This is a genomic window from Corynebacterium sp. HFH0082, assembly GCF_000411235.1.
Classification (GTDB): domain Bacteria; phylum Actinomycetota; class Actinomycetes; order Mycobacteriales; family Mycobacteriaceae; genus Corynebacterium; species Corynebacterium jeikeium_D.
Genome location: NZ_KE150404.1, coordinates 1,537,818 through 1,558,541, shown reverse-complemented (window position 1 = coordinate 1,558,541; position 20,724 = coordinate 1,537,818). Strand labels below are relative to the sequence as shown.

Annotated in this window: 19 protein-coding genes; 4 read left to right on the top strand and 15 right to left on the bottom strand. The window is 58.9% G+C overall.

Annotation, left to right across the window (positions count from 1 at the left end; genetic code table 11):
* Window positions 1-9: 9 nt before the first annotated feature.
* The 5 genes from HMPREF1206_RS06710 to mqo form a co-directional block, all read right to left on the bottom strand.
* The gene (locus HMPREF1206_RS06710; protein ID WP_016422577.1) at window positions 10-1,386 is read right to left on the bottom strand and encodes a cobyrinate a,c-diamide synthase; all 1,377 of its coding nucleotides are present in this window, start codon (window positions 1,384-1,386) and stop codon (window positions 10-12) included.
* Window positions 1,380-2,000, bottom strand: a complete 621-nt coding sequence (cobO, locus tag HMPREF1206_RS06705; protein WP_042389270.1) for a cob(I)yrinic acid a,c-diamide adenosyltransferase — start codon at window positions 1,998-2,000, stop codon at window positions 1,380-1,382. The genes HMPREF1206_RS06710 and cobO overlap by 7 nt, the downstream gene beginning before the upstream one ends.
* Window positions 1,981-2,658, bottom strand: a complete 678-nt coding sequence (locus HMPREF1206_RS06700; protein WP_016422575.1) for a VWA domain-containing protein — start codon at window positions 2,656-2,658, stop codon at window positions 1,981-1,983. The genes cobO and HMPREF1206_RS06700 overlap by 20 nt, the downstream gene beginning before the upstream one ends.
* Window positions 2,659-2,764: 106 nt before the next feature.
* Window positions 2,765-3,922, bottom strand: coding sequence for an ATP-binding protein (locus HMPREF1206_RS06695; RefSeq protein ID WP_016422574.1), 1,158 nt, complete (start codon window positions 3,920-3,922; stop codon window positions 2,765-2,767).
* A 93-nt stretch (window positions 3,923-4,015) separates the two neighbouring features.
* Complete coding sequence (mqo, locus tag HMPREF1206_RS06690; protein ID WP_016422573.1) at window positions 4,016-5,512, bottom strand: malate dehydrogenase (quinone); 1,497 nt, start codon at window positions 5,510-5,512, stop codon at window positions 4,016-4,018.
* A gap of 163 nt (window positions 5,513-5,675) precedes the next feature.
* Between mqo and HMPREF1206_RS06685 the strand changes: the two genes are divergently transcribed.
* Together HMPREF1206_RS06685 and mtr are read left to right on the top strand one after the other, a co-directional pair.
* Window positions 5,676-6,716 (top strand): alpha/beta hydrolase, encoded by a 1,041-nt coding sequence (locus HMPREF1206_RS06685; RefSeq protein WP_016422572.1) that lies wholly within the window; start codon window positions 5,676-5,678, stop codon window positions 6,714-6,716.
* 82 nt (window positions 6,717-6,798) lie between these two features.
* The gene (gene mtr / locus HMPREF1206_RS06680; RefSeq protein ID WP_016422571.1) at window positions 6,799-8,223 is read left to right on the top strand and encodes a mycothione reductase; all 1,425 of its coding nucleotides are present in this window, start codon (window positions 6,799-6,801) and stop codon (window positions 8,221-8,223) included.
* On the opposite strand, the gene HMPREF1206_RS06675 is transcribed toward mtr, so the two are convergent.
* From HMPREF1206_RS06675 to HMPREF1206_RS06660, 4 genes are all read right to left on the bottom strand, one after another.
* Window positions 8,220-9,683 (bottom strand): cobyric acid synthase, encoded by a 1,464-nt coding sequence (locus HMPREF1206_RS06675; protein WP_016422570.1) that lies wholly within the window; start codon window positions 9,681-9,683, stop codon window positions 8,220-8,222. The genes mtr and HMPREF1206_RS06675 overlap by 4 nt on opposite strands.
* Before the next feature lie 3 nt (window positions 9,684-9,686).
* The gene (gene map, locus HMPREF1206_RS06670) at window positions 9,687-10,598 is read right to left on the bottom strand and encodes a type I methionyl aminopeptidase (protein WP_016422569.1); all 912 of its coding nucleotides are present in this window, start codon (window positions 10,596-10,598) and stop codon (window positions 9,687-9,689) included.
* 68 nt (window positions 10,599-10,666) lie between these two features.
* Window positions 10,667-12,514 carry a penicillin-binding transpeptidase domain-containing protein gene (locus HMPREF1206_RS06665; protein WP_016422568.1) on the bottom strand — a complete coding sequence of 616 codons (1,848 nt, stop codon included), beginning with the start codon at window positions 12,512-12,514 and terminating at the stop codon, window positions 10,667-10,669.
* Between the two features lie 59 nt (window positions 12,515-12,573).
* Complete coding sequence (locus HMPREF1206_RS06660; protein WP_016422567.1) at window positions 12,574-13,806, bottom strand: RIP metalloprotease; 1,233 nt, start codon at window positions 13,804-13,806, stop codon at window positions 12,574-12,576.
* Between the two features lie 215 nt (window positions 13,807-14,021).
* Here HMPREF1206_RS06660 and HMPREF1206_RS06655 point away from each other — a divergent pair, with 215 nt between their 5' ends.
* On the top strand, window positions 14,022-14,423 hold the full coding sequence (locus HMPREF1206_RS06655) for a DUF2631 domain-containing protein (RefSeq protein ID WP_016422566.1): 402 nt from the start codon (window positions 14,022-14,024) through the stop codon (window positions 14,421-14,423).
* Between the two features lie 117 nt (window positions 14,424-14,540).
* On the opposite strand, the gene rlmN is transcribed toward HMPREF1206_RS06655, so the two are convergent.
* Entirely contained in the window at window positions 14,541-15,638 is a 1,098-nt protein-coding gene (rlmN, locus tag HMPREF1206_RS06650; RefSeq protein WP_042388630.1) for a 23S rRNA (adenine(2503)-C(2))-methyltransferase RlmN, read from the bottom strand.
* 116 nt (window positions 15,639-15,754) lie between these two features.
* Between rlmN and HMPREF1206_RS06645 the strand changes: the two genes are divergently transcribed.
* Window positions 15,755-16,183 carry a lipopolysaccharide assembly protein LapA domain-containing protein gene (locus HMPREF1206_RS06645; RefSeq protein ID WP_081636716.1) on the top strand — a complete coding sequence of 143 codons (429 nt, stop codon included), beginning with the start codon at window positions 15,755-15,757 and terminating at the stop codon, window positions 16,181-16,183.
* A 10-nt stretch (window positions 16,184-16,193) separates the two neighbouring features.
* Here the strand turns inward: HMPREF1206_RS06645 and HMPREF1206_RS06640 are convergent, their stop codons facing one another.
* The 5 genes from HMPREF1206_RS06640 to rpsB form a co-directional block, all read right to left on the bottom strand.
* Entirely contained in the window at window positions 16,194-17,099 is a 906-nt protein-coding gene (locus HMPREF1206_RS06640; protein WP_016422563.1) for a phosphatidate cytidylyltransferase, read from the bottom strand.
* Between the two features lie 39 nt (window positions 17,100-17,138).
* Complete coding sequence (frr, locus tag HMPREF1206_RS06635; RefSeq protein ID WP_005509525.1) at window positions 17,139-17,696, bottom strand: ribosome recycling factor; 558 nt, start codon at window positions 17,694-17,696, stop codon at window positions 17,139-17,141.
* A gap of 83 nt (window positions 17,697-17,779) precedes the next feature.
* A complete protein-coding gene (gene pyrH / locus HMPREF1206_RS06630; protein ID WP_005509726.1) occupies window positions 17,780-18,505 on the bottom strand; it encodes a UMP kinase in 726 nt (241 codons plus the stop codon).
* Window positions 18,506-18,686: 181 nt separating this feature from the next.
* The gene (gene tsf, locus HMPREF1206_RS06625) at window positions 18,687-19,514 is read right to left on the bottom strand and encodes a translation elongation factor Ts (RefSeq protein WP_005509403.1); all 828 of its coding nucleotides are present in this window, start codon (window positions 19,512-19,514) and stop codon (window positions 18,687-18,689) included.
* Window positions 19,515-19,569: 55 nt separating this feature from the next.
* Window positions 19,570-20,391, bottom strand: a complete 822-nt coding sequence (gene rpsB / locus HMPREF1206_RS06620; protein WP_040360682.1) for a 30S ribosomal protein S2 — start codon at window positions 20,389-20,391, stop codon at window positions 19,570-19,572.
* Window positions 20,392-20,724: the final 333 nt, after the last annotated feature.

Sequence of the window (20,724 nt, the reverse complement as noted above, 5' to 3'; positions counted from 1 at the left end):
GCTAACACTTTACCCGGCGCACGAAGCGACAAAGCGACTGACGTTCCCCGGCGCACCCGCCGGATGAACATGCAGGTAACCGGCATGAATCCGCCCAGACTCGGAAACGAAGCCGTCGCGAACTGTTTCGCCTTGATATCCACGCCAACCCCAGGCTGGTTGCCACCCGGCCGCAGCAGCGACACTTGCGGTGTCATCGGTGAGGGCTGTCTTGTGAAACTCGTGACCGCGCACGCGCGTTCCTACCGGGCACAGCGCAGAATCAGTCAGCGCCACAGCCTCCCGGTACCCCAGCTTCAACCGTGCCATGTGCGCTCGCCCCGGGATGATGCCACACATACGGCGCCCACCGAGATCTTCAAGCAGCCAGAGCAGCCCCGCGCATTCGCCGTGAATCAGCGCACCATCATCGGCAGCCTGACGTAGATCGCGGCGAATGTCATCACGAATAGATAGCGCGTCGGCATGCTCTTCTGGGAATCCACCGGGCACGATGTAGCCTTCGGCTTCCGGCAGTTCGTCAACCAATGGGTCGAAATCCACGACCTCGGCTCCAGCGGCCTGCAATAGCTCACGGTGCTCTGCATAGGTAAACGAGAACGCAGGACCCGCCGCGACCGCTACACGCACGCGGCGCTGAGTAGCCAGCGGTACAACGAACTGTGCGGGGTTCCATGGTTCAGCTGGATAGGGCTGCCGGGCAAGCTGGATAATCCGGTCTATGTCGATGTAGGTCTCCACCAAGTTGGCCATCGATTCAATGACCGCTTCTAGCTGCTCACCCTGCTCGACTGCAGTGACCAGCCCCAAATGCCTGCTGGGCACCTCAATATCAGTCACTCGCGGAATAGCGCCGAGCACCTCGACCCCCATGGTCTCCACAGAACGGGTAATGATGTCCGCATGCCGCGGGCTGCCCACCTGATTAATAATCACGCCACTGACACGGACGTCAGTGCGAAGCGTGGAGAAACCGTGGACAACAGCCGCCGCCGACTGCGACATATGCCGGGCATCAATCACCAACACCACCGGAAGTCCCAACAGTGAGGCAATCTCAGCCGTCGAGCCCTCCACCGATAGCGGGTCGTCACCAATGCGGCCGTCGAAAAGCCCCATAACCCCTTCGACCACCGCAATATCGCTGTCGGCAGCTCCATGTGCGTAGAGCGGCCCAATCATCTCAGGCGCGCACATAAAGGAATCCAGATTGCGGCCGGGACGACCAGCGGCTACCCCGTGATAGCCAGGATCAATATAGTCGGGTCCGACTTTGAAAGGTGCCACCGCGTGACGGCGCGACAGTGCACGCATCAGGCCCGTGGAGATTGTCGTCTTTCCCGTGCCTGATGCTGTCGCCGCGATGACAATTCCAGGCGCTACCACTCGATGCCCTTTTGTCCCTTACGTCCGACATCCATCGGGTGCTTAATCTTGGTCATCTCCGTCACCAGATCCGCGACCTCCACGAGCTTCGGATCCGCATCGCGGCCAGTCATCACCACATGCTGGCGGCCGGGACGGTTCCTCAATGTCTCCACCACATCGTCGACATCAATCCAACCCCACTTGATTGGGTAGGTGAACTCGTCGAGCACGTAGAAGTCGTGCACCTCATTTTCCAGGCGGCGTTTAATCTCCTGCCATCCCTCGGCAGCAGCTGCCGCATGGTCCTCCTCAGTGCCCTGCTTACGCGACCAAGACCAACCTTCTCCCATCTTGTGCCATTCGACCGGGCCGCCTTCCCCCGTGTCGTCGTGAAGCTCGCCCAACCGGCGCATGACAGCTTCCTCGCCAACCTTCCACTTTGCCGACTTTACAAACTGGAAGACACCGATATTCATCCCCTGATTCCACGCGCGCATCGCCATACCGAATGCCGCGGTGGACTTGCCCTTACCTGGGCCCGTATGCACCGCAGTAATCGGAATCATGCGACGCTGCCTGGTGGTCAGTCCATCGTTGGGAATTGATTTGGGGTCAAGCTTTCCTTGTGCCATGGTCTCGATGATAGGCATGGACCACGCCCGCCACGGCTTCGGCATTGAGTTCGGAGAGATTTATGCAGGTCGCACCCAATTCCACGCTGAGTTCCTGTGCCAGCCCCAGCCGCACGCGAGAGCGCTCACAGTCGATAACCACCGTCGCCGCCAACGCTTGACGACGGATCTTTGCGGCCACAGCCCTCGCCTGCTGCAGGCCATTTTTACCCGTTGCTCGGCCGTCGGAGAGCAAGACCATGATTGCGCGCCGTGTGGGCTCCCTATGGGCTTCCCGAACTACCACTTCGTGTGCCTTCAGCAATCCTTCGGCCAATGGAGTTCGGCCACCAGTGCGGACATCTGCGAGGCGACGTACTGCGGTGTCGATAGACTTCGTCGGCGGTAAAACTAATTCGGCGTTATTTCCGCGGAAAGTAATGACAGCGACTTTATCGCGGCTTTGGTAGGCATCACGCAGCAGCGATGTGACCGCGCCGGTGACGGCTGCCAGACGGTCGCGTGCTGCCATGGAACCCGAGGTGTCCACGACAAAGACGACCAGATTGGACTCAGTTCCCTGTCGGATAGCGCCGTGAACGTCCTCTGGTTCCAGAGGGATCATCGAGTCGCCCATCCGGGCGCCACGATTGGCCGCCGCCAACACTGTCGCCGGCACGTGGAGACCATGGCCTCCCCGCTCGGCACCAATGGTGCTGCCCCGCGGGCCAATGGCCTTGGAACGCCGGCCGGAATCCCCTTGGCCGACACCGTCAACGCTGATTTTACGAACGGCGAAAGGGGGCGCCTTCAGCGGCGCGACCTCCCTTCGATCCCGCGGAATTCGACTGTTGCGGCTCCTGAGGCTCGGAGTTGGAGTCGAACTGGGAGGGCTTCTCAGGTTTGACTTCGGGCTGGTCTGAGGTCTCCGAATCCGACTCTGGCTGATTCTGGTCATCTCGGAACTGCTCCTCTGCATCCTGCAGAGCATCGTCGAGCTGTTCCTGGTCCAGTCCTGGTTCATCAAAGGGGTCACGGCGACGACGGTGCGGCAGTGCCATTTCCGCAGCTACCTTAATGTCTTCAGCAGTGATCTCAATTGGATTGCCGGGTGCCGGCTGCGCCGACTCGTCCCCGGCTACTCGCCAGGCAGCGTGAGCGCGGGCGGTACGTGCAATGACGATGTCGGCACGCATCCCGTCCACATCAAAAGCAGCGCACACTGTGGCAATTTGACCAAGAATGTTGGGGGTCAATTCGACGTCGTCAAGCAGTGCGCGCGCGCGATCGATGCGGGCGTGCAGTGCCTCGTCGTCGGCGGCGAACCGCGTGACAAAGCTCTCCGGGTCGGCGTCAAAGTCGAGGCGGCGGGCGACGATTTCCGCGCGGACAGCCGGATCCTTGGATGCGGTGACGTCGATGGCGAGACCAAAGCGGTCGAGAAGCTGGGGACGCAATTCGCCCTCTTCCGGGTTCATCGTGCCGACCAACACGAACCTGGAGGTTGCGGAGTGCGAGATGCCATCGCGTTCAACAACCACGCGACCGGTGGCTGCGGCATCGAGAACGGAGTCAACGAGATGATCCGGCAGCAGGTTGATCTCGTCGACATAGAGAATGCCACCGTCAGCCGCGCTGAGTAGTCCCGGGTTGAACTGTGCGTGTCCGGTAGTCAGGACGGTCTCCACATCGATGGAGCCTACGACTCGATCTTCCGTAGCGCCGAGTGGCAGGTTTACCAACGATCCGCTGAGAAATGGCGCCAACGCGCGGACCGTAGTGGTCTTCGCTGTGCCCTTCTCACCGCGGATGACGACACCACCAATCTCCGGGGATAGCGCGGTCAGAATCAACGCAAGCTGTAGTCGCTGCTGCCCGACGATCGCAGTAAAAGGAAAAGTGGGCTCTGTTTGTGCAGTGGTCGCTGACGTGATTTTTTCCATAAGCACAGTTCTACCCCACTGCGAACGGATGGCTCACAGCGGGGTAGAACAATGTTGGCTTAATTGAACTCTTTGAAGCTCTTCAGCGAGTTACTAGCGCTCCAACTTCAGGGCCTTCTGGGAAGCCTCCCAGACCTCCTTGAACAGAGCCGGGTCATCAGCCAGGTGCGTACCGTAGGACGGGACGAGCTCCTTCAGCTTCGGAGCCCACTTGCCCATGTGGCGACCGAAGCAGCGCTCAATCAGGCTGATCATCACGGCCGGAGCGATGGAAGCGCCCGGGGATGCACCCATCAGGCCGGCAATGGTGCCGTCCCACGAGTTGATGACCGCGGTACCGAACTCGAGGGTACCGAAGACCGGAGCCTTCATCGGCTTAATGACCTGGACGCGCTGACCAGCGACGATCAGCTCCCAGTCCTCTGGGCGAGCGTTCGGGACGTACTCACGCAGGGACTCAATACGTGCGTCGAAGTCCTTCAAAACCTCAGTAATCAGGTACTTGGTCAGCCCCATCTCCTGGACACCAACACCCATCATGGACGGCAGGTTGGCCGGACGCAGGGACTTAATCAGGTCCAGGTTGTTACCGTTCTTGAGGAACTTCATGTTCCAACCGGCGTACGGGCCAAAGAGCAGGCCGCGCTTGCCGTCGATAACACGGGTGTCCAGGTGCGGAACGGACATCGGCGGCGTGCCGACGGAAGCCTTACCGTAGACCTTGGCGTCATGCTTAGCAATGACTTCCTCGTTGGTGCAGCGCAGCCACTGACCGGAGACCGGGAAGCCACCGAAACCGCGAATCTCGTTAATACGAGCCTTCTGCAGCAGCGGCAGTGCGTCACCGCCGGCACCGACGAATACGAAGTTGGCAACCAGGGTGCGAACGTCCTTGGTGTGCAGGTTCTTCACGGTGACGATCCACTTGGAACCGTCGCGCTTCAGACCGGTGACCTCGTGTCCGTAGCGAATCTCAGTACCCATATCGGACAGTGCGGCCAGGTACTGCTTGGTCAGTGCACCGAAGTTAACGTCCGTACCATTCGGGTTACGAATAGCGGAGACCGGCTTGGAGAAGTCACGACCCTCGGACATCAGCGGAAGGTACTCAGCGAAACGGTCCGGATCCTCAATGAGCTCCTGACCGTGGAACAGTGGCTCCTTCTCAAGTGCCTCATAGCGACGACGCATGAACGCCATCTGCTCCGGACCCTGAGCGAAGGTGGTGTGATCAACTGGGTTGATGAATTCCTTCGGGTCAGTCAGGGTGCCGTTTTCAATCAGCGAGGTCCACAGCTGGCGGGAAACCTGGAACTGCTCATTAATGAGCTTAGCCTTGGTGACATCGACCTTGCCGTTCTTCTCCGGCGTGTAGTTCAGCTCACACAGAGCAGAGTGGCCGGTGCCAGCGTTGTTCCACGGGGAGGAAGACTCCTTGGCGGGCTGATCGAGACGCTCGAACAGAACCTGTGACCAGGATGGCTCGAGCTCCTTGAGCAGCACACCCAGCGTCGCACTCATTACACCTGCACCAATGAGGACGACGTCTACCTCGTCGCCACTGGAAGCAGGAAGCTTGTTATCAGCCATTTTGCTGTCAACATCCTTACTAACTTGATTAGTGATTCAAACTAGCGCTCGCTCACATGCGCGCACACAACTAAAGACGCAAAAGAGAGCTACCGTCTCAGTCCATAATCTATTGTGGCACACATTCCCACTACCCCCGGTAATCGGCGCTAGGCTTGACCCTGTGACTACCGATATTCCCGATTTCGTTACCCCCACCTTTAACCCCGATAACCTAGGCGAAGACTACAGCCAACATGTCATCGAACTCGGCCAGGACCCCGACGGTGAGGGATCCGTACACGCGGTATTGGTCCGCTACTGCCCCGACTCGTCGGCAAGCGACTTCCAAAAACGTCCGGCGGTTCTATGGATTCACGGGATGTCGGACTATTTCTTCCAGAAGCACGTAGCGGAACGGTACCACGCCGAAGGCTACGCCTTTTACGCTATTGACCTGCGTAAGTGCGGGCGCGCGCACCAACCTGGGCAGACTTGGCATGGCTGCAGCGATCTGACGAATTACTTCGAGGATCTCAACAGGGCACTCGCAGTGTTAGACCACGCCGGTCATACAACTGTCACTGTTAATGCGCACTCCACTGGTGGTCTCATTGCCGTGCTCTGGCTCGATTGGTTACGAAGCACAGGCGGCCATTGCCCGCAAGCACCCAATATTTCCGTCACGGCTGCCGTCTTGAACTCACCGTGGCTGGCTCTGCACGTTTCCCGGGCAAAGGCTCCCGTGTACTCGCTGGTGACTCGTGTTATGTCGCGGATTCGCCCCAACAGTCTTATTCCAGTGCAGTCTGCGGGCGGCTATGGAAAATCCATTAGCGCCGACCACCAGGGGCGTTGGGAGTACAACCGCACTTTCAAGCCGCTGGCTGGCCATGACAAGAACTGGCGTTGGCTCAATGCCATCATCGTCGGCCAGCAACGTGTCAGCCGCGGTATCGATACCGGCGTGCCGACGCTCGTCCTCCACTCGGACAACTACCTTCTCGGCTCCGACTACACACCGGAGCACAGCCGCGTTGACTCTGTCCTCAACACTGAGCAAATTGCCGATGCCACTGCCCACTTGGGACCGCAGGCTCGCAACGTCGCGATTCCGGGTGCTCTCCATGACGTCTACCTTTCCGCACCCGAAGCACTTGACCGCGCTTTTAATGAGACCTTTCAGTTCCTTGCCACAGTCAATCCAGGAGACAGCTCAAAATAGGAGCACAGAATAGGAACTCGGAATAAATCAGCATTCAGTACGGTTGAACCAAACTAGTTTGACCAGAATGCTAGGAGTGCTTGTGACCACTGAGAATTCGCCTGAGACTACCCCACGCCACTACGACGTCATCATTATCGGAACCGGGTCCGGCAATTCCATTCCAGCCCCAGCCTACGACAATGTCCGTATCGCTCTGGTGGAGGAAGGACGCTTCGGCGGTACTTGCCTCAACGTTGGGTGTATTCCCACCAAGATGTTCGTTCTGGCCGCTGATGCCGCCCGCAACATCCGCGAGGCCAGCCGCCTGGGTGTGCACGGCACCTTCGACTCCGTTGATCTCAAGCAAATCCAGGATCGCGTTTTTGCCCAGCGCGTCGACCAGATTGCCGACGGCGGCGAGGCATACCGCCGCGGGGACGAGACTCCCAATATCGATGTCTACGACCGGCACGCAACGTTCGTCGGCCGCCGCACTATTCGCACTGGCATCGGCGAGGAAACCGTCGACATCACAGCCGACAACATCATCATCGCTGCAGGCTCCCGCCCTCACGTTCCGGGCCTCATCGCAGACTCCGGGGTCGATTACTACACCAACGAGAACATCATGCGCGTCGACAAGCTCCCGCGCGAAATGATCGTCGTCGGCGGCGGCTACATCGCTAGCGAGTTCGCGCACGTCTTCGCCTCCTTCGGTACGAAGGTGCACATGCTGGTGCGCTCCGATGTCATGCTGCGTGGCTCAGACGCCGCTATCTCCGAGCGCTTCCACGAGGTTGCCGCCCGCGACATTGACATCCGCATGAACACCTCCATCACTGAACTCTCCCAGGAGGGCGAGATCGTCACGGCCACGCTTGACGACGGCACGGAGCTCGCAGCCGATGCCCTGCTCGTGGCAACCGGACGCATTCCCAACGGTGACCGTATGGACCTTGCAGCCGGTGGTGTGGAGATGCACGACGATGGTCGCATCAAGGTTGACCAGAACGGCCGCACCTCTGCCGAAGGTGTGTGGGCGCTGGGCGATGTCTCTAGCCCGTACCAGCTGAAGCATATTGCCAACCATGAGGCCAAGGTTGTCTTCCACAACGTGCTGAACCCGTCGGACCTGCGCGAATTTGACCACCGCTACATTCCGTCGGCAGTCTTCTCACATCCGCAGATTGGTCAGGTCGGTATGACCGAGGATGAAGCTCGCGCCTGGGCTGCGGAAAATGGCACGGAGATTACCGTGAAGGTACAGAACTACGGCGATGTCGCCTACGGCTGGGCGCTGGAGGATCGCGACGGCTTCGCTAAACTGATTGCGGACCGCTCCACCGGCCGCCTGCTGGGTGCGCATTTCATCGGCGAGCAGGCTGCCACCCTAGTGCAGCAGTGCATCCAGATGATGAGCTTCGAAATGGATGTGCGCGAAGTTGTCAAGGGCCAGCACTGGATCCACCCAGCACTGCCAGAGCTGATCGAAAACGCGATCCTGGGTCTGGAGTTCGATAACTAGCCCAGCTGTTCAATACCTGTGGCCTGGGCCAATGCGGGCCCAGCCAGGTACTTCTCAACTGCATCGGCCAACAGGTCGACCTGCCGCAGCCGTTCTCCGGAAAACGAAGTATTAGGGCTGACCTCAAAGCCGTCCCGACCGACGGCAACTGCAACTTCCATCAGCAACTCACGGCGCGCCTGATCATTTTCCAGGTAGCCGTGGCGGTGCGTGCCCATCACCATGCCACGCCGCGCCCCTTCTTCAGGCTCAGTGATAAAAGGCGCCTCGCTGCTTCGCACAACCTGTCCATTGTGGACTTCGTAAGAGCCATCCGGGTGGCTCACCAGCGTCTTCGTCCCTGCGAATTCAATGTCGGTATCGAACACGCCAAGCCCGTTCACTGTCCCGGCTACCGACTCCACCGAGTCAGTGATAGTGGTGCAGAGCATTTGGAACCCACCGCAGATGCCAATCAGCGGCAGCCCTCGGGCAGCTCGGTTCTCCAGTACGTCGTCAAGCCCACGCTCGCGCAACCACTTGAGATCGGCGACCGTCGACTTCGTCCCGGGCAACACGACCAGGTCGGCGCGAGCAACGACCGACGGATCGACCGTCCACTGCACGTGTACCCCTGGTTCACAGGCAAGCGCTTCGATATCGGTGGCGTTGGACACGCGAGGCAAGCGAATGGCGGCCACGGACAACGTTTCCGTACCCAGCGGTGCGTTCGCCGGCCCTACCGACGCACCAGCGACTGTGCCGAGCGAATCCTCCGCATCGATCCACAGCCCCGGAATAAAAGGCACTACGCCGAGTACGGGCACGCCGGTGTGCTCGCGCACCACGTCCAATCCCGGTGTCAACAGCGAAACATCGCCCCGGAACTTGTTGACGATAAAACCGGTAATCCGCGCGCGGTCTTCGGGGCTCAAAATTGCATGCGTGCCGACGAAATGTGCAAGCACCCCACCGCGGTCAATGTCACCGGCGACCACAACCGGCAGATCAGCGAGCTCTGCCAACCCCATGTTGGCGATGTCTGACTCTCGCAGATTGACCTCGGCAGGACTACCAGCGCCTTCGCACAAGACGACATCGAACTGCCCCCGCAGCTCTTCCAATGTCTCCGCGACTACCCCGCGCAACGCTTTTCGACGCGACCGGTACGTCAGAGCGCTCACATGCCCATCGGCTTTGCCCTTCACCACCACCTGACTAGTGTGGTCCGAGCCCGGCTTGAGAAGCACCGGGTTAAAGGAGACATCCGGCTCCAGCCCACAGGCGAGCGCCTGCAGAGCCTGCGCGCGCCCAATCTCGCCGCCGTCAAGCGTGACAGCGCAGTTGTTGGACATGTTCTGTGCTTTGAAGGGTGCGACCTTCACGCCGCGGCGCGCGAGCAGCCGACACATGCCGGCGACCAGAACCGACTTACCGGCATCTGAGGTGCAGCCGGCAATCAGAGCTGCAGGGGCCTGCACGGGTTAGGCCTCGGGCTTCCAACCAGTCTGGAACTGGCCTGGCACGTTCTGCTCATCCGGCAGAGTGAGGATTTCATAGCCGTCGGAGGTCACCAACACCGTGTGCTCGAACTGGGCGGTGAACTTGAAGTCATCATTCTGCACAGTCCAGCCATTCTCCCAGATGTGGTACGGCAGCTCACCGAGGTTAATCATCGGCTCGACAGTCAAAGTCATGCCCGGCTCGAAAATGGTGTCCTGGCTCGGCTCATCGTAGTGGAGAACGATCAAACCATTGTGGAACGTGGTACCGACACCGTGACCGGTGAAGTCACGAACGGTGTTGTATCCAAAACGCTTAGCGTAAGACTCGATTACGCGGCCGATGACATTAATCTCACGGCCTGGCTTAATGACCTTAATGCCGCGCATGGTGGCGTTGTAAGTGCGCTCCACCAGCTGACGGTGCTGCTCCGAGACATTGCCCGCGAGGAAAGTCGCGTTGGTGTCACCGTGGACGCCGTTCTTGTATCCGGTGACATCGACATTGACGATATCGCCGTCTTCAATAACCTGAGTATCCGGAATACCGTGGCAGACAATCTCATTAAGAGACACACAGCACGACTTCTCAAAACCGCGATACCCCAGCGTGGACGGGTAGGTGTCGTGATCCAACAGGTACTCGTGCACCACCCGGTCAATCTCATCCGTGGTCACGCCCGGAGTTACGGCCTTGCCGGCCTCCACCAACGCGTTGGCAGCAATGCGAGAGACCTCTCGCATATTTTCAATATCTTCCGGAGTCTGTACCAGCGGCTCGCCGACGCCTTCCTGAACCTCGTCCTTCCAGGCGTACTCCGGCCGTTCAATATGTGCCGGAACAGTGCGAATTGGCGTGGACTTTTGCTGAGTAAGTGGAGAACGCTGAGTCATGGAACATACTCTACCCCTACCCCCGGATTAGCCTTTCGGCCTGTGCCGGTTTCGAAGCCAGAAATGCTCTAGCCCTCGTCTCCTGAACCTTCATCCATGTTTGCGAAGAAGGCATCGGTAATCGCCACCGCATGTTCGGATCCACCACCGCCGACGATGAGCGTGGCGAAGGCCAAGTCATCTCGATAGCCAGTGAACCAAGCGTGCGAGCCGCCTCCATACTCGGCCTCACCGGTCTTGGCGTAGACTTCACCTCGACCAGCAATGGCCGAACCAGTACCAGAGGTCACCACCGCCCGCATGAGTGAGCGAACCTCGTTCAAAACCTCAGGGGGAAGTGGCTTCGATGTCTGCGACTGCCACGTTCCCGCGCTTGGCACGAGTGACGGCGTCGGAGTGCGCCCGGCCGCCACCGTCGCGGAAACCAGCGCCATGCCAAACGGGCTGGCCAAGTCATTGCCCTGTCCATAGCCCGCATCGATACGCTCGACTTCATCACTGCCGTCAGAAACGCTGCCGGTAATAGTGTCGAGGCCCGCGATGTGATAGTTGATGCCGATGCCGAAGTTCTTGGACTCCTCCTTGAACTGCCCTGGTTCCAATTTGTGAGAGATGTTGCCGAACGTGGTGTTGCAAGACCGCGCGAACGCATCGCTCAGCGAGGTATCCCCGACGCCACTTCCGTTGTAGTTGGTAACAATTCGCGGCCCGATCTCCATCGAACCTGGGCACGGCACAGTCGATCCCGCATTTAGCCCCTCGTGCTGCACACCTGCAGCGGCAGTGACAATCTTGTACGTCGATCCCGGCGGGAACTGTCCCATCAGCGCAAGGTCGCCGTCCTTATCCGCTTCCGCCGTCTGGGCTACCGCCAGAATCTTGCCCGTAGACGGCTGCACAGCCACCAGCATTGCCTTCGCATCTTGCCGCGTATCGACTGCCTTCTGCGCTGCGTCCTGCACCTTTTTACTAATCGATGCCTGCACCGCCGGGGCTACATCCGGAGACACCTCATAGAGCGTGCCGACGACTGCTCCGCCCTCGTTGGCCGCCACGATATTCCAGCCATCGGCACCGTGATCACCAGTGTCCACTAGCCTTTCCACGCGGCTCATCAAATCTGGCGCAAACCCCGGGTCGGGTCGCACCATCGCCGCTTCATCGTTAACAGAAATTCCGTCAATATCCGCGAGCTCATCCTTGACTCGCTGTGGCGTGGATTCCGGCAGGACAATCAGCGAAAAGTTACCCTTCCCACCAGCTGCCTGCTCCCCCACTGCTCGGGCGTCGAGCTTCGGACCATCTTCCGGCATTTCATTATTGATGACCGTCGCCGCCCGGTTAATCGACGACTGCACATTCTCCGCCCCATCACGGTTGAGAATTACCCGATGCACAGTCCCTGGCTCGAGCAGGGCCGCACCGTCCGAACCAACCACAGACGGTCGCGGAGCTGCGATAGTGCGCAATTCTGGGTGCTGATTACGCCCCAGCTGTGGATGAAGGGATGCTGGCGACCAGCGCAGTGCCCAATCACGCTGCCCCGACTCAGTCTTGGTCAGCGTGAAAGTGGTGTCATATCCCCAGCGTCGCTGATGCGGCAGCTGCCAATTCATGGTGACTTCGGCCGAGGACTGATTCGAGCTGGTATCGATACCCTCGATTTCATAGTCAAGCCCCTCCGGCTGAAGGCCGTCGGTGGCCGCATTCAGATCCCCCTCAGCGGAATCCGGATGATCGGTCAGCGCCGCCGCCTTAGCGACATCCCCTCCCGCCAGCGCCCCCAGGAATTCCTCTAGCACCTCGCGCCCGGTGTCAGGCCGCGGCGTACACGCGGCGGATGACAACACCAGACCCGTGATTGCCACAGCCGAGATACTGCGAAGCAGGGGCTTGCGGCGCGAAGTTTGTTCCATGTGGGCTGACGTTAGCACCGCTTTGCTTTACGACGACGCTGGCGCGCCGCAACCTGCTATCAGCGGTTCAGCACAATTGGATTGACCACGTCAGCAGCCATAACCAGAACGCCGAAGACCAGCAAAACTGCGGTAAAGGCCATAGTAATTGGCATGAGTTTGGTGTAATCGGCAGGCCCAAGCGCAGGCTTACCGAACGCCTTGCGAATCAGGTCGCGGATGCGCTCATAAATAACAACGGCGATGTGGCCACCGTCGAGTGGCGGCAACGGCACGAGGTTGAACACGGCCAGGAAATAATTGAGGTTTACCAGCAACAGGAAGAATGAAGGCCACTGGTTCATCTCCACCAATTCACCACCGGCACGCGACGCGCCGACGACACTCATTGGGCTGGCCGGGTCACGCTGAGCACCAAAGATAGAGGCGACCACGCCGGGAACCTTCTCCGGGATGGAGAGCAGCCCGTTCCAAACCGCCCCGAAAAGGCTGCCTGTGAAGCTGGCCGCACCGCCGATGGCAGTCACTGCGTTGTACTCGTGAAGGATGGTCTCTGGTCGCTGGAAGGCGATACCAATTGCTGGCTGGTCGATGTCCTGGCCGTCGTTAGTCTTGCGCTTGACGACTTCCGGGGTGACCGTGACCGTCTGGGTGCTGCCATTGCGGTCGATGGTCATTTTGATGTCGCCACCTGCAGAGCTACCGATGAGAGACACAGCCTCGGGGTAGGACGTGATCTTGGTGCCATTGATCTTCTCAATCACATCTCCGGCACGTAGCCCTGCGCGCTCTGCAGGACCGGAACCAGTGCAGGGCTCCAGCGTGCCGTCGGCACGCTGTGCCGGCGAGACGCACTGCACCGCCTGAATGCGTGGCGCCATTTCCTTACCCATGTTGGGCAAACCCCACGTCACGGCAATGAAGTAAAGAATGATGAATCCAACGATGAGGTTCATTGCCACCCCACCGAGCATCACGATAATGCGCTGCCACCACGGCTTCTTGTACATGGCGTAGGGTTCTTCGGCAGGAGCGATGGGATCCATTGCCGTCATGCCTGCGATGTCGCAGAATCCGCCAAAGGGAATTGCCTTTACTCCATACTCGGTGTCATGCCCACCTGCCGCAGCGTGATGCCGCTTGAAGGAAAACAGCGTTGGGCCGAAGCCAATGAAGTATCGACGCACTCGCATTCCACACAGGCGAGCTGCGGTGAGATGGCCCCATTCGTGAAGGGCGATTGTCACCGCGATGCCGATTGCGAAGAGTAAAACTCCAAGAAGAAATGTCACGAGTGCTCACCCTACCCCCACTTTGGGCAAACGAGCACACCGGCGAACAGTTTCCGGCCGGGCTAAGTCCCAATTTCAGCAAGTTCTAAGGTATCCTTACACCCGATACTCAAGATTGTCTGAAAATGCGCTCAGTCGCTTTCAGCAAAACCGCAGATAGACTGAAGTGCATATAGAGTGCAATTCGCCGAAAGTGTTAACAGGAGGACTTTCAAGTGAGCAACCACGAGCCAAAGGAAGAAATTTACCGCGGCGTCAGCACCCTCGACGAGCCGTCGGCGAAGTGGGGCTGGCACGGCATTAGCAAGAGCGCTATGCAGAAGGCCGGCTGGATTTCCGTAATCTTCCTGCTGGGCATGACCATTGGTAACCACAAGGGCAACGTCGAGAACTGGTGGCTGGTCGTCATCGCCGCCCTGATTGCTATTGGCCTGCTGTTGCAGTTGTTCGCCCCGCAGGGTTCTCAGGTTCGCACCGTTACCGGTCACAACAAGCCGGAAGGCCACATTGAGCCGGAGTGGGCACGCGACCAGGTAAACGGCACTGGCGTCTACGCTAACCTGACCGACTCTCAGCTGCGCTCCTGGAACCGCCTGCCGGAAGGCCAGAACCAGTAGAGTTAGCCACTTTTGCTGAAAGTCTGGCCTAACAGCTCTATAGCAACAGCTCTATAGCGCTACAGCGCACAAAAAGATCCGCACCGAATTCGGTGCGGATTTTTTGCTATTTGTCGGCTAAACCTCTTCGGCCGCCAGCTGACCACACGCTGCCGCAATCTCGTTGCCACGGGTATCGCGGACCGTGCACGGTACCCCCTGCGCCTGTACGCGGCGGACGAACTCCTCCTGCTGCTTCTTCGGGGAGGCATCCCACTTCGAACCCGGAGTTGGGTTGAGCGGAATGAGGTTGACGTGGACACGTGAGCCCAGAGCATTATGGAGCTTCTTACCCAACAGGTCTGCACGCCAATCCTGGTCGTTAATATCGCGAATCAAAGCGTACTCAATAGATACGCGACGGCCTGTCTTGTCTGCGTAGTAGCGAGCTGCATCAAGTACCTCGGCCACTGTAAAGCGATTGTTGATCGGTACCAGCTCGTCGCGAAGCTCGTCATCTGGAGTGTGCAGAGACACCGCGAGGGTGACTGACAGGTCCTCGTCGGCAAGCCGTCGGATGTTCGGCGCGAAACCGACCGTAGAGACGGTGACATTGCGCATCGAGATGCCGAATCCCTCCGGCGACGGCCGCGTGATGCGATGGACGGCGGCGAGAACGCGATTGTAGTTCGCGAGCGGCTCACCCATGCCCATGAATACGATGTTGGTCAGGCGACCGCCCTCGGCTGCCATAGTGGCAGCGGCCTCACGAACTTGGTCGACAATCTCCGCGGTGGAGAGATTACGCTGCAGACCGCCTTGACCCGTCGCACAGAATGGGCATGCCATACCGCAGCCGGCCTGTGAGGAAATACAGAGGGTCGCACGCCCCGGGTACTTCATCAGCACGGATTCCAGCAGTGTACCGTCACCTGCACGCCACAGAGTCTTACGGGTTTCGCCGTCGTCACAGGTGATGTGCCGCACGGGGGTCAACAGAGGTGGGAACAGACTGTCTTTGACCTTTTGACGGTCTACTTCCGGCAGATCAGTCATCGTCATAGGGTCAGCCTCAAGACGACCGTAATAGTGCCGGGCAATCTGATCGGCTCGGAAGGCCGGCAGGCCCAGTTCCTTGACCGCAGCCTTCCGTTCCTCAACATCGAGGTCCGCAAAATGGGTCGCGGGCATGCCGCGACGTGGAGCTTTAAGAACGATTGGAAGTGAAGATGCCATGATGGCCCCATTTTCGCATGTAATGACGGTTTTGGCCTAATGAGTGACTAGGCAACCGCAACTAAGTGGACCTTTACAAGTGGTACATACCTGCCAAAACGTGTTGAATGATAGGTATGACTAACGCTAATCAGCCGAATAACGACAGTCCGCTTTTCGACGATGCTCCGTCGTACTCTCCAAATGATTCCGTGGCTCCTGCACCAGAGCAGGACAACCTTCCAGAGCCAGTCGTTGACGCGCCCGCAGAGAAGGACTCCGCACCGGAGCCAGCGCCCGCCCCTGGCCGGCGCAAGGTGAAAAAGACTACCGCGGGCTCGATGTGGGTTGGCCTGGTCATCAGTGCAGTTTTGCTGATCGTACTGCTTGTGTTCATTCTGCAAAATCAGCAGGAGACCGCACTAAACCTGTTCGGCTGGACCTGGAACTTCCCGGTCGGTGTCGGAATGCTGTTCGCTGCTATCCTCGGCGCCCTAATTACCGCGCTAATCGGTGGCTGGCGAATGTTTGATCTGCGCCGCCAGATTCGTAAGGGCGACAACTAAAGCCCGACAATTAAACTAGGCTGAAAAGCTGCAGTATCAGCCACGTCATCGCGGCTGATGGCAGCATGCCATCCAGGCGGTCCATCAGACCGCCGTGGCCCGGCAAAATCGAGGACATATCCTTAATCCCCAGATCGCGTTTGAACTGTGACTCCATCAGATCACCAAGCGTGGCAGAGATAACCAGGGCGATCCCCAGCACAATGCCCTGCCACCACGGCCCCTGCAACATAAAGATCGCACAGAGCGCTCCAGTAATAGTGGCGAGTACGAGAGAGCCGCCGAACCCTTCCCAAGATTTTTTAGGGCTTACCTTCGGAGCCATCGGATGCTTTCCGAACATGACACCGGCGGCATAGCCTCCGACGTCGTTTGAAATAACTCCAATCATGAAGGTCACAATGACTAAACGGGGATCGACTCCCCAGGGATTGTCCATGTGCACCAGCTGCACAGCTAGCGCCGCAAAGAACGGAATCCACATCACCACGAAAACTCCGACTGCAACATCTCGCAGCCAGTTCCGTGGTGCTTCAGCCATCCCGTGCAAAAACAGACGGGTGACTAGTAAAAGCATCAGGGTAACAGTCAGCCCCATGACCAGACCGTCAATCCCCCAGTAGGCGGACAGCCACACCATCAGCTGTCCGCCGAGAATCAGAACCGGACGAGGGACCTGCCAATCGGACTCGCGGAGCCGCTCGCAGACCTCCCAGGTTGCAAGACCAACCGCTGCGGCGACCAGAACGGTCCAGGCGAGCGCCCCCAGCAGCAAGCCGATGATGACGACTGCACCAAGTGCTACGCCCACCGCAATTGCAACCGGCAGGTTACGACCTGCTGAGTTGCGTGGCTTAACAAGCCGTAGCTCGTCTAGAACACGTTCCTTATTGGACGCTGGCTTCGACGTTGGCATTGGCGCCTCAAATCCCCTCTCCCGGTTGAATATGAAGGCCTAAACCTCCATCAGTTCCGCTTCCTTGCGTTCAACCAAGGAGTCCACCTGCTCGACGTAGTTCTTGGTGACCTGGTCCAGCTCCTTTTCGCCTGCCTGCACCTCGTCCTCGCCAGCGTCGCCGTCCTTCTGAATCTTCTTCAGAGTTTCCATGCCCTTACGACGGACATTGCGAATCGCAATCTTGGCGTCTTCGCCCTTCGAACGTGAGACCTTAACCATCTCACGACGACGCTCCTCGGTCAGCTGCGGGATAGTTACGCGCAGGACCTGGCCATCATTAGTCGGGTTCACACCCAGGTCGGAGTTGCGAATCGCGTTTTCAATGTCACCCATGACGCTCAGCTCATACGGCTTAATCAGCAGCATGCGCGGCTCCGGAACCGAAATGGTAGCCATCTGGGTAATCGGAGTCGGAACACCGTAGTACTCCGCAATAACGCCATTGAACATCGCCGGGTTCGCACGACCAGTGCGAATGTGCGTCAGCTCCTCGCGGCAGTGCTCTACGGAGCTACCGTACTTTTCTTCACAGTCAAGCAGGACTTCATCAATCATTGTGTTTTTAACCTCGGGTTTCTTCTCGGGTTCTAGATAGTTCTAGAGCGCTCTGTGGAAAGAACGTATTACGAACAAATTTATCAGCTGTGGACAAGAGTACCGATTTGCTCACCGGCTACCGCGCGCGCAATGTTTCCGTCGGTAAGCAGATTAAACACGAGAATCGGCATGTTGTTGTCCATGCACAGGGAGAAGGCGGTGGCATCAGCAACACGCAGATCCCGTTCCAGAACCTCACGGTGGGTGATGTCGTCGAACAGCTCTGCGTCCGGCACCTCACGTGGGTCGGCCGAGTAGACACCGTCAACGGCCTTGGCCATTAGCAGCACCTCGCAGCCGATCTCCAGGGCGCGCTGGGCGGCGGTGGTGTCGGTGGAGAAGTACGGCATACCCATACCTGCGCCGAAGATGACCACGCGGCCCTTTTCCAGGTGGCGCTTAGCACGCAGCGGCAGGTACGGCTCTGAGACCTGTGCCATGTTGATGGCAGTCTGAACACGGCAGTCCACGCCCTCCTGCTCGAGGAAGTCCTGCAGAGCCAAGCAGTTCATGACCGTGCCCAGCATGCCCATGTAGTCAGAGCGTGCGCGGTCCATGCCGCGCTGCTGAAGCTGTGCGCCACGGAAGAAGTTACCGCCGCCGATGACGACACAGACCTCGACACCCTTTCGGGAAACTTCCGCAATCTGTCGGGCAACGTTTTGCACCACGTCCGGATCAACGCCAACCTTGCCGCCACCGAACATCTCACCACCGAGCTTGAGCATCACACGCTTGAAGCCATTGCGCTCGACAGATTCTGCCATGACCATGCACCTTTCTCACACCGTTTAAAAAGTCGCAGACGAGTCTACCCGGTCACGACAACAAGGCACACTTGACGCTCCGCATTGCCGGCGACATGACAGCAAAATGCCCCACTCGGGTTCCCGAGCGGGGCATTTAAACTAGCTCACAGCTAGAGGCTTACACACATATTACAGCGAATTAGTGCTGGCCAACCTCGAAGCGAACGAAACCGGTCAGGGTAACGCCAGCCTCGTCCATGAGCTGCTTAACGGTCTTCTTGTTGTCAGCGACAGACGGCTGCTCCAGCAGGACGACGTCCTTGTAGAAGCCGTTCAGACGACCCTCGACGATCTTGGCGATAGCCTGCTCCGGCTTGCCCTCTTCGCGGGTAATCTTTTCGTAGACAGCGCGCTCTGCCTCGACGCGGTCGGCCGGGACATCCTCGCGGGACAGGTACTGAGCCTTCAGAGCGGCGACCTGCATAGCTGCTGCGTGAGCAGCCTCTGCAGCGCCCTCTCCCTCACCGGTGTAAGCAACCAGAACACCGACAGCTGCCGGCAGATCTGCTGCACGGCGGTGCAGGTAGACAGCGATGTTGTCGCCCTCGAGAGTAGCGGCACGACGCAGCTCCAGCTTCTCACCGATCTTTGCGGAGAGCTCCTGGGTAGCGTCAGCTGCGGTCTGACCGTCGAGGTCAGCTGCTGCGAGCTCTTCCGGGGAGTTTGCCTTGACTGCTGCGGCAGCGTCGGCGACCTTGTTGGCGAAGTCGATGAACTCCTGGTTCTTGGCAACGAAGTCGGTCTCGGAGTTGACCTCGACCATGGTGTTACCAGAAACAGCAATCAGGCCCTCGGCAGCGGTGCGCTCTGCACGCTTGCCGACGTCCTTTGCGCCCTTAATACGCAGGATCTCGACAGCCTTGTCGAAATCGCCGTCGGTCTCGACGAGTGCGTCCTTACAAGCCTTCATGCCGGAGCCGGTCAGCTCACGGAGCTTCTTGACGTCAGCAGCAGTGAAATTCGCCATGCTGGGCGTTCCTCCTTGTGGTGGTTAGAACTTGTGGTGGTTAGAAAGTTCAGCTTTACTCAGCGGATGCCGTCTCAGTCGCAGTGGAGCCTTCGGCGTCCATCTCTGCAGCCTGGTCGGTGTTCTCAGCGGCGGACTCGATCGGAGCGTCGCCTGCTGCCTCGCGAGCAGCGTTGGCCTCGCGCTCAGCGCGAGCCTTTCGGCCCTCTTCAACAGCGGTGGAGATGATACGGGTCAGCACGGAAGCAGCGCGGATTGCGTCGTCGTTGCCCGGGATCGGGAAGTCAACGTCATCCGGGTCGCAGTTGGTGTCCAGGATGGCAACAACCGGAATGCCCAGCTTCTTAGCTTCGGCGACAGCGATGTGCTCCTTGTTGGTATCAACAATCCACAGTGCGGACGGAACCTTGGACATGTCGCGAATGCCGCCCAGGGTGCGCTCCAGCTTGGTGCGCTCACGGGTCAGCATCAGGATTTCCTTCTTGCCGCGACCCTCGTAGCCGTTCTCAGCAGCGTCCATTGCCTGAAGCTCCTTCAGGCGAGCCAGACGCTTGGAAACGGTGGCGAAGTTGGTCAGCATACCGCCGAGCCAGCGGTGGTTGACGTACGGCATGTCAACGCGCTCTGCCTCGTTCTGAACGGCTTCCTGAGCCTGCTTCTTGGTACCGACGAACAAGATGTTGCCACCGTGAGCGACAGTCTCCTTGACGAACTCGAAAGCCTCGTCGATGTAGGTCAGGGTCTGCTGCAGGTCGATGATGTAGATGCCATTGCGCTCGGTGAAGATGAAACGCTTCATCTTCGGGTTCCAACGACGGGTCTGGTGACCGAAGTGGACACCTGCATCGAGCAGTTCTCGCATGGATACAACAGCCATGTCATATTCAGGGAAGATCCTCACGTCCAGCCTGACTAGGGCTGCGGCTGCTTCCCTTCCTTTCTTATCCGATATAGGTGGTTACAGTTCACGCACAGGCTTTCCCTGTGCCCTAGCGCTCCCCCGCTGCCTCACACCCGACAGATATTCTTGCCGAGCACCCGTGAACCAGCCGGAATGGGTCGCGCGCGTAGTCTTTGTGCTAATGACCGCCCATTAAGGCAGACACCGCGAGCGTCATCTTATCTGATACATCGCGCAGGTCGCAATATCTGACACGCCCTGCTATCCACAGGGCAAAAAGTCATCCACAGCTACAACCGTTTGCAATGC

Coding starts and splice junctions, on each gene's coding strand:
- HMPREF1206_RS06665 (WP_016422568.1), bottom strand. CDS start 12,514: ATGGAACAAACTTCGCGCCGCAAGCCCCTGCTTCGCAGTATCTCGGCT.
- pyrH (WP_005509726.1), bottom strand. CDS start 18,505: ATGGCAGAATCTGTCGAGCGCAATGGCTTCAAGCGTGTGATGCTCAAG.
- map (WP_016422569.1), bottom strand. CDS start 10,598: ATGACTCAGCGTTCTCCACTTACTCAGCAAAAGTCCACGCCAATTCGC.
- tsf (WP_005509403.1), bottom strand. CDS start 19,514: ATGGCGAATTTCACTGCTGCTGACGTCAAGAAGCTCCGTGAGCTGACC.
- HMPREF1206_RS06645 (WP_081636716.1), top strand. CDS start 15,755: ATGACTAACGCTAATCAGCCGAATAACGACAGTCCGCTTTTCGACGAT.
- frr (WP_005509525.1), bottom strand. CDS start 17,696: ATGATTGATGAAGTCCTGCTTGACTGTGAAGAAAAGTACGGTAGCTCC.
- HMPREF1206_RS06640 (WP_016422563.1), bottom strand. CDS start 17,099: ATGCCAACGTCGAAGCCAGCGTCCAATAAGGAACGTGTTCTAGACGAG.
- cobO (WP_042389270.1), bottom strand. CDS start 2,000: ATGGCACAAGGAAAGCTTGACCCCAAATCAATTCCCAACGATGGACTG.
- rpsB (WP_040360682.1), bottom strand. CDS start 20,391: ATGGCTGTTGTATCCATGCGAGAACTGCTCGATGCAGGTGTCCACTTC.
- mqo (WP_016422573.1), bottom strand. CDS start 5,512: ATGGCTGATAACAAGCTTCCTGCTTCCAGTGGCGACGAGGTAGACGTC.
- rlmN (WP_042388630.1), bottom strand. CDS start 15,638: ATGGCATCTTCACTTCCAATCGTTCTTAAAGCTCCACGTCGCGGCATG.
- HMPREF1206_RS06695 (WP_016422574.1), bottom strand. CDS start 3,922: ATGGAAAAAATCACGTCAGCGACCACTGCACAAACAGAGCCCACTTTT.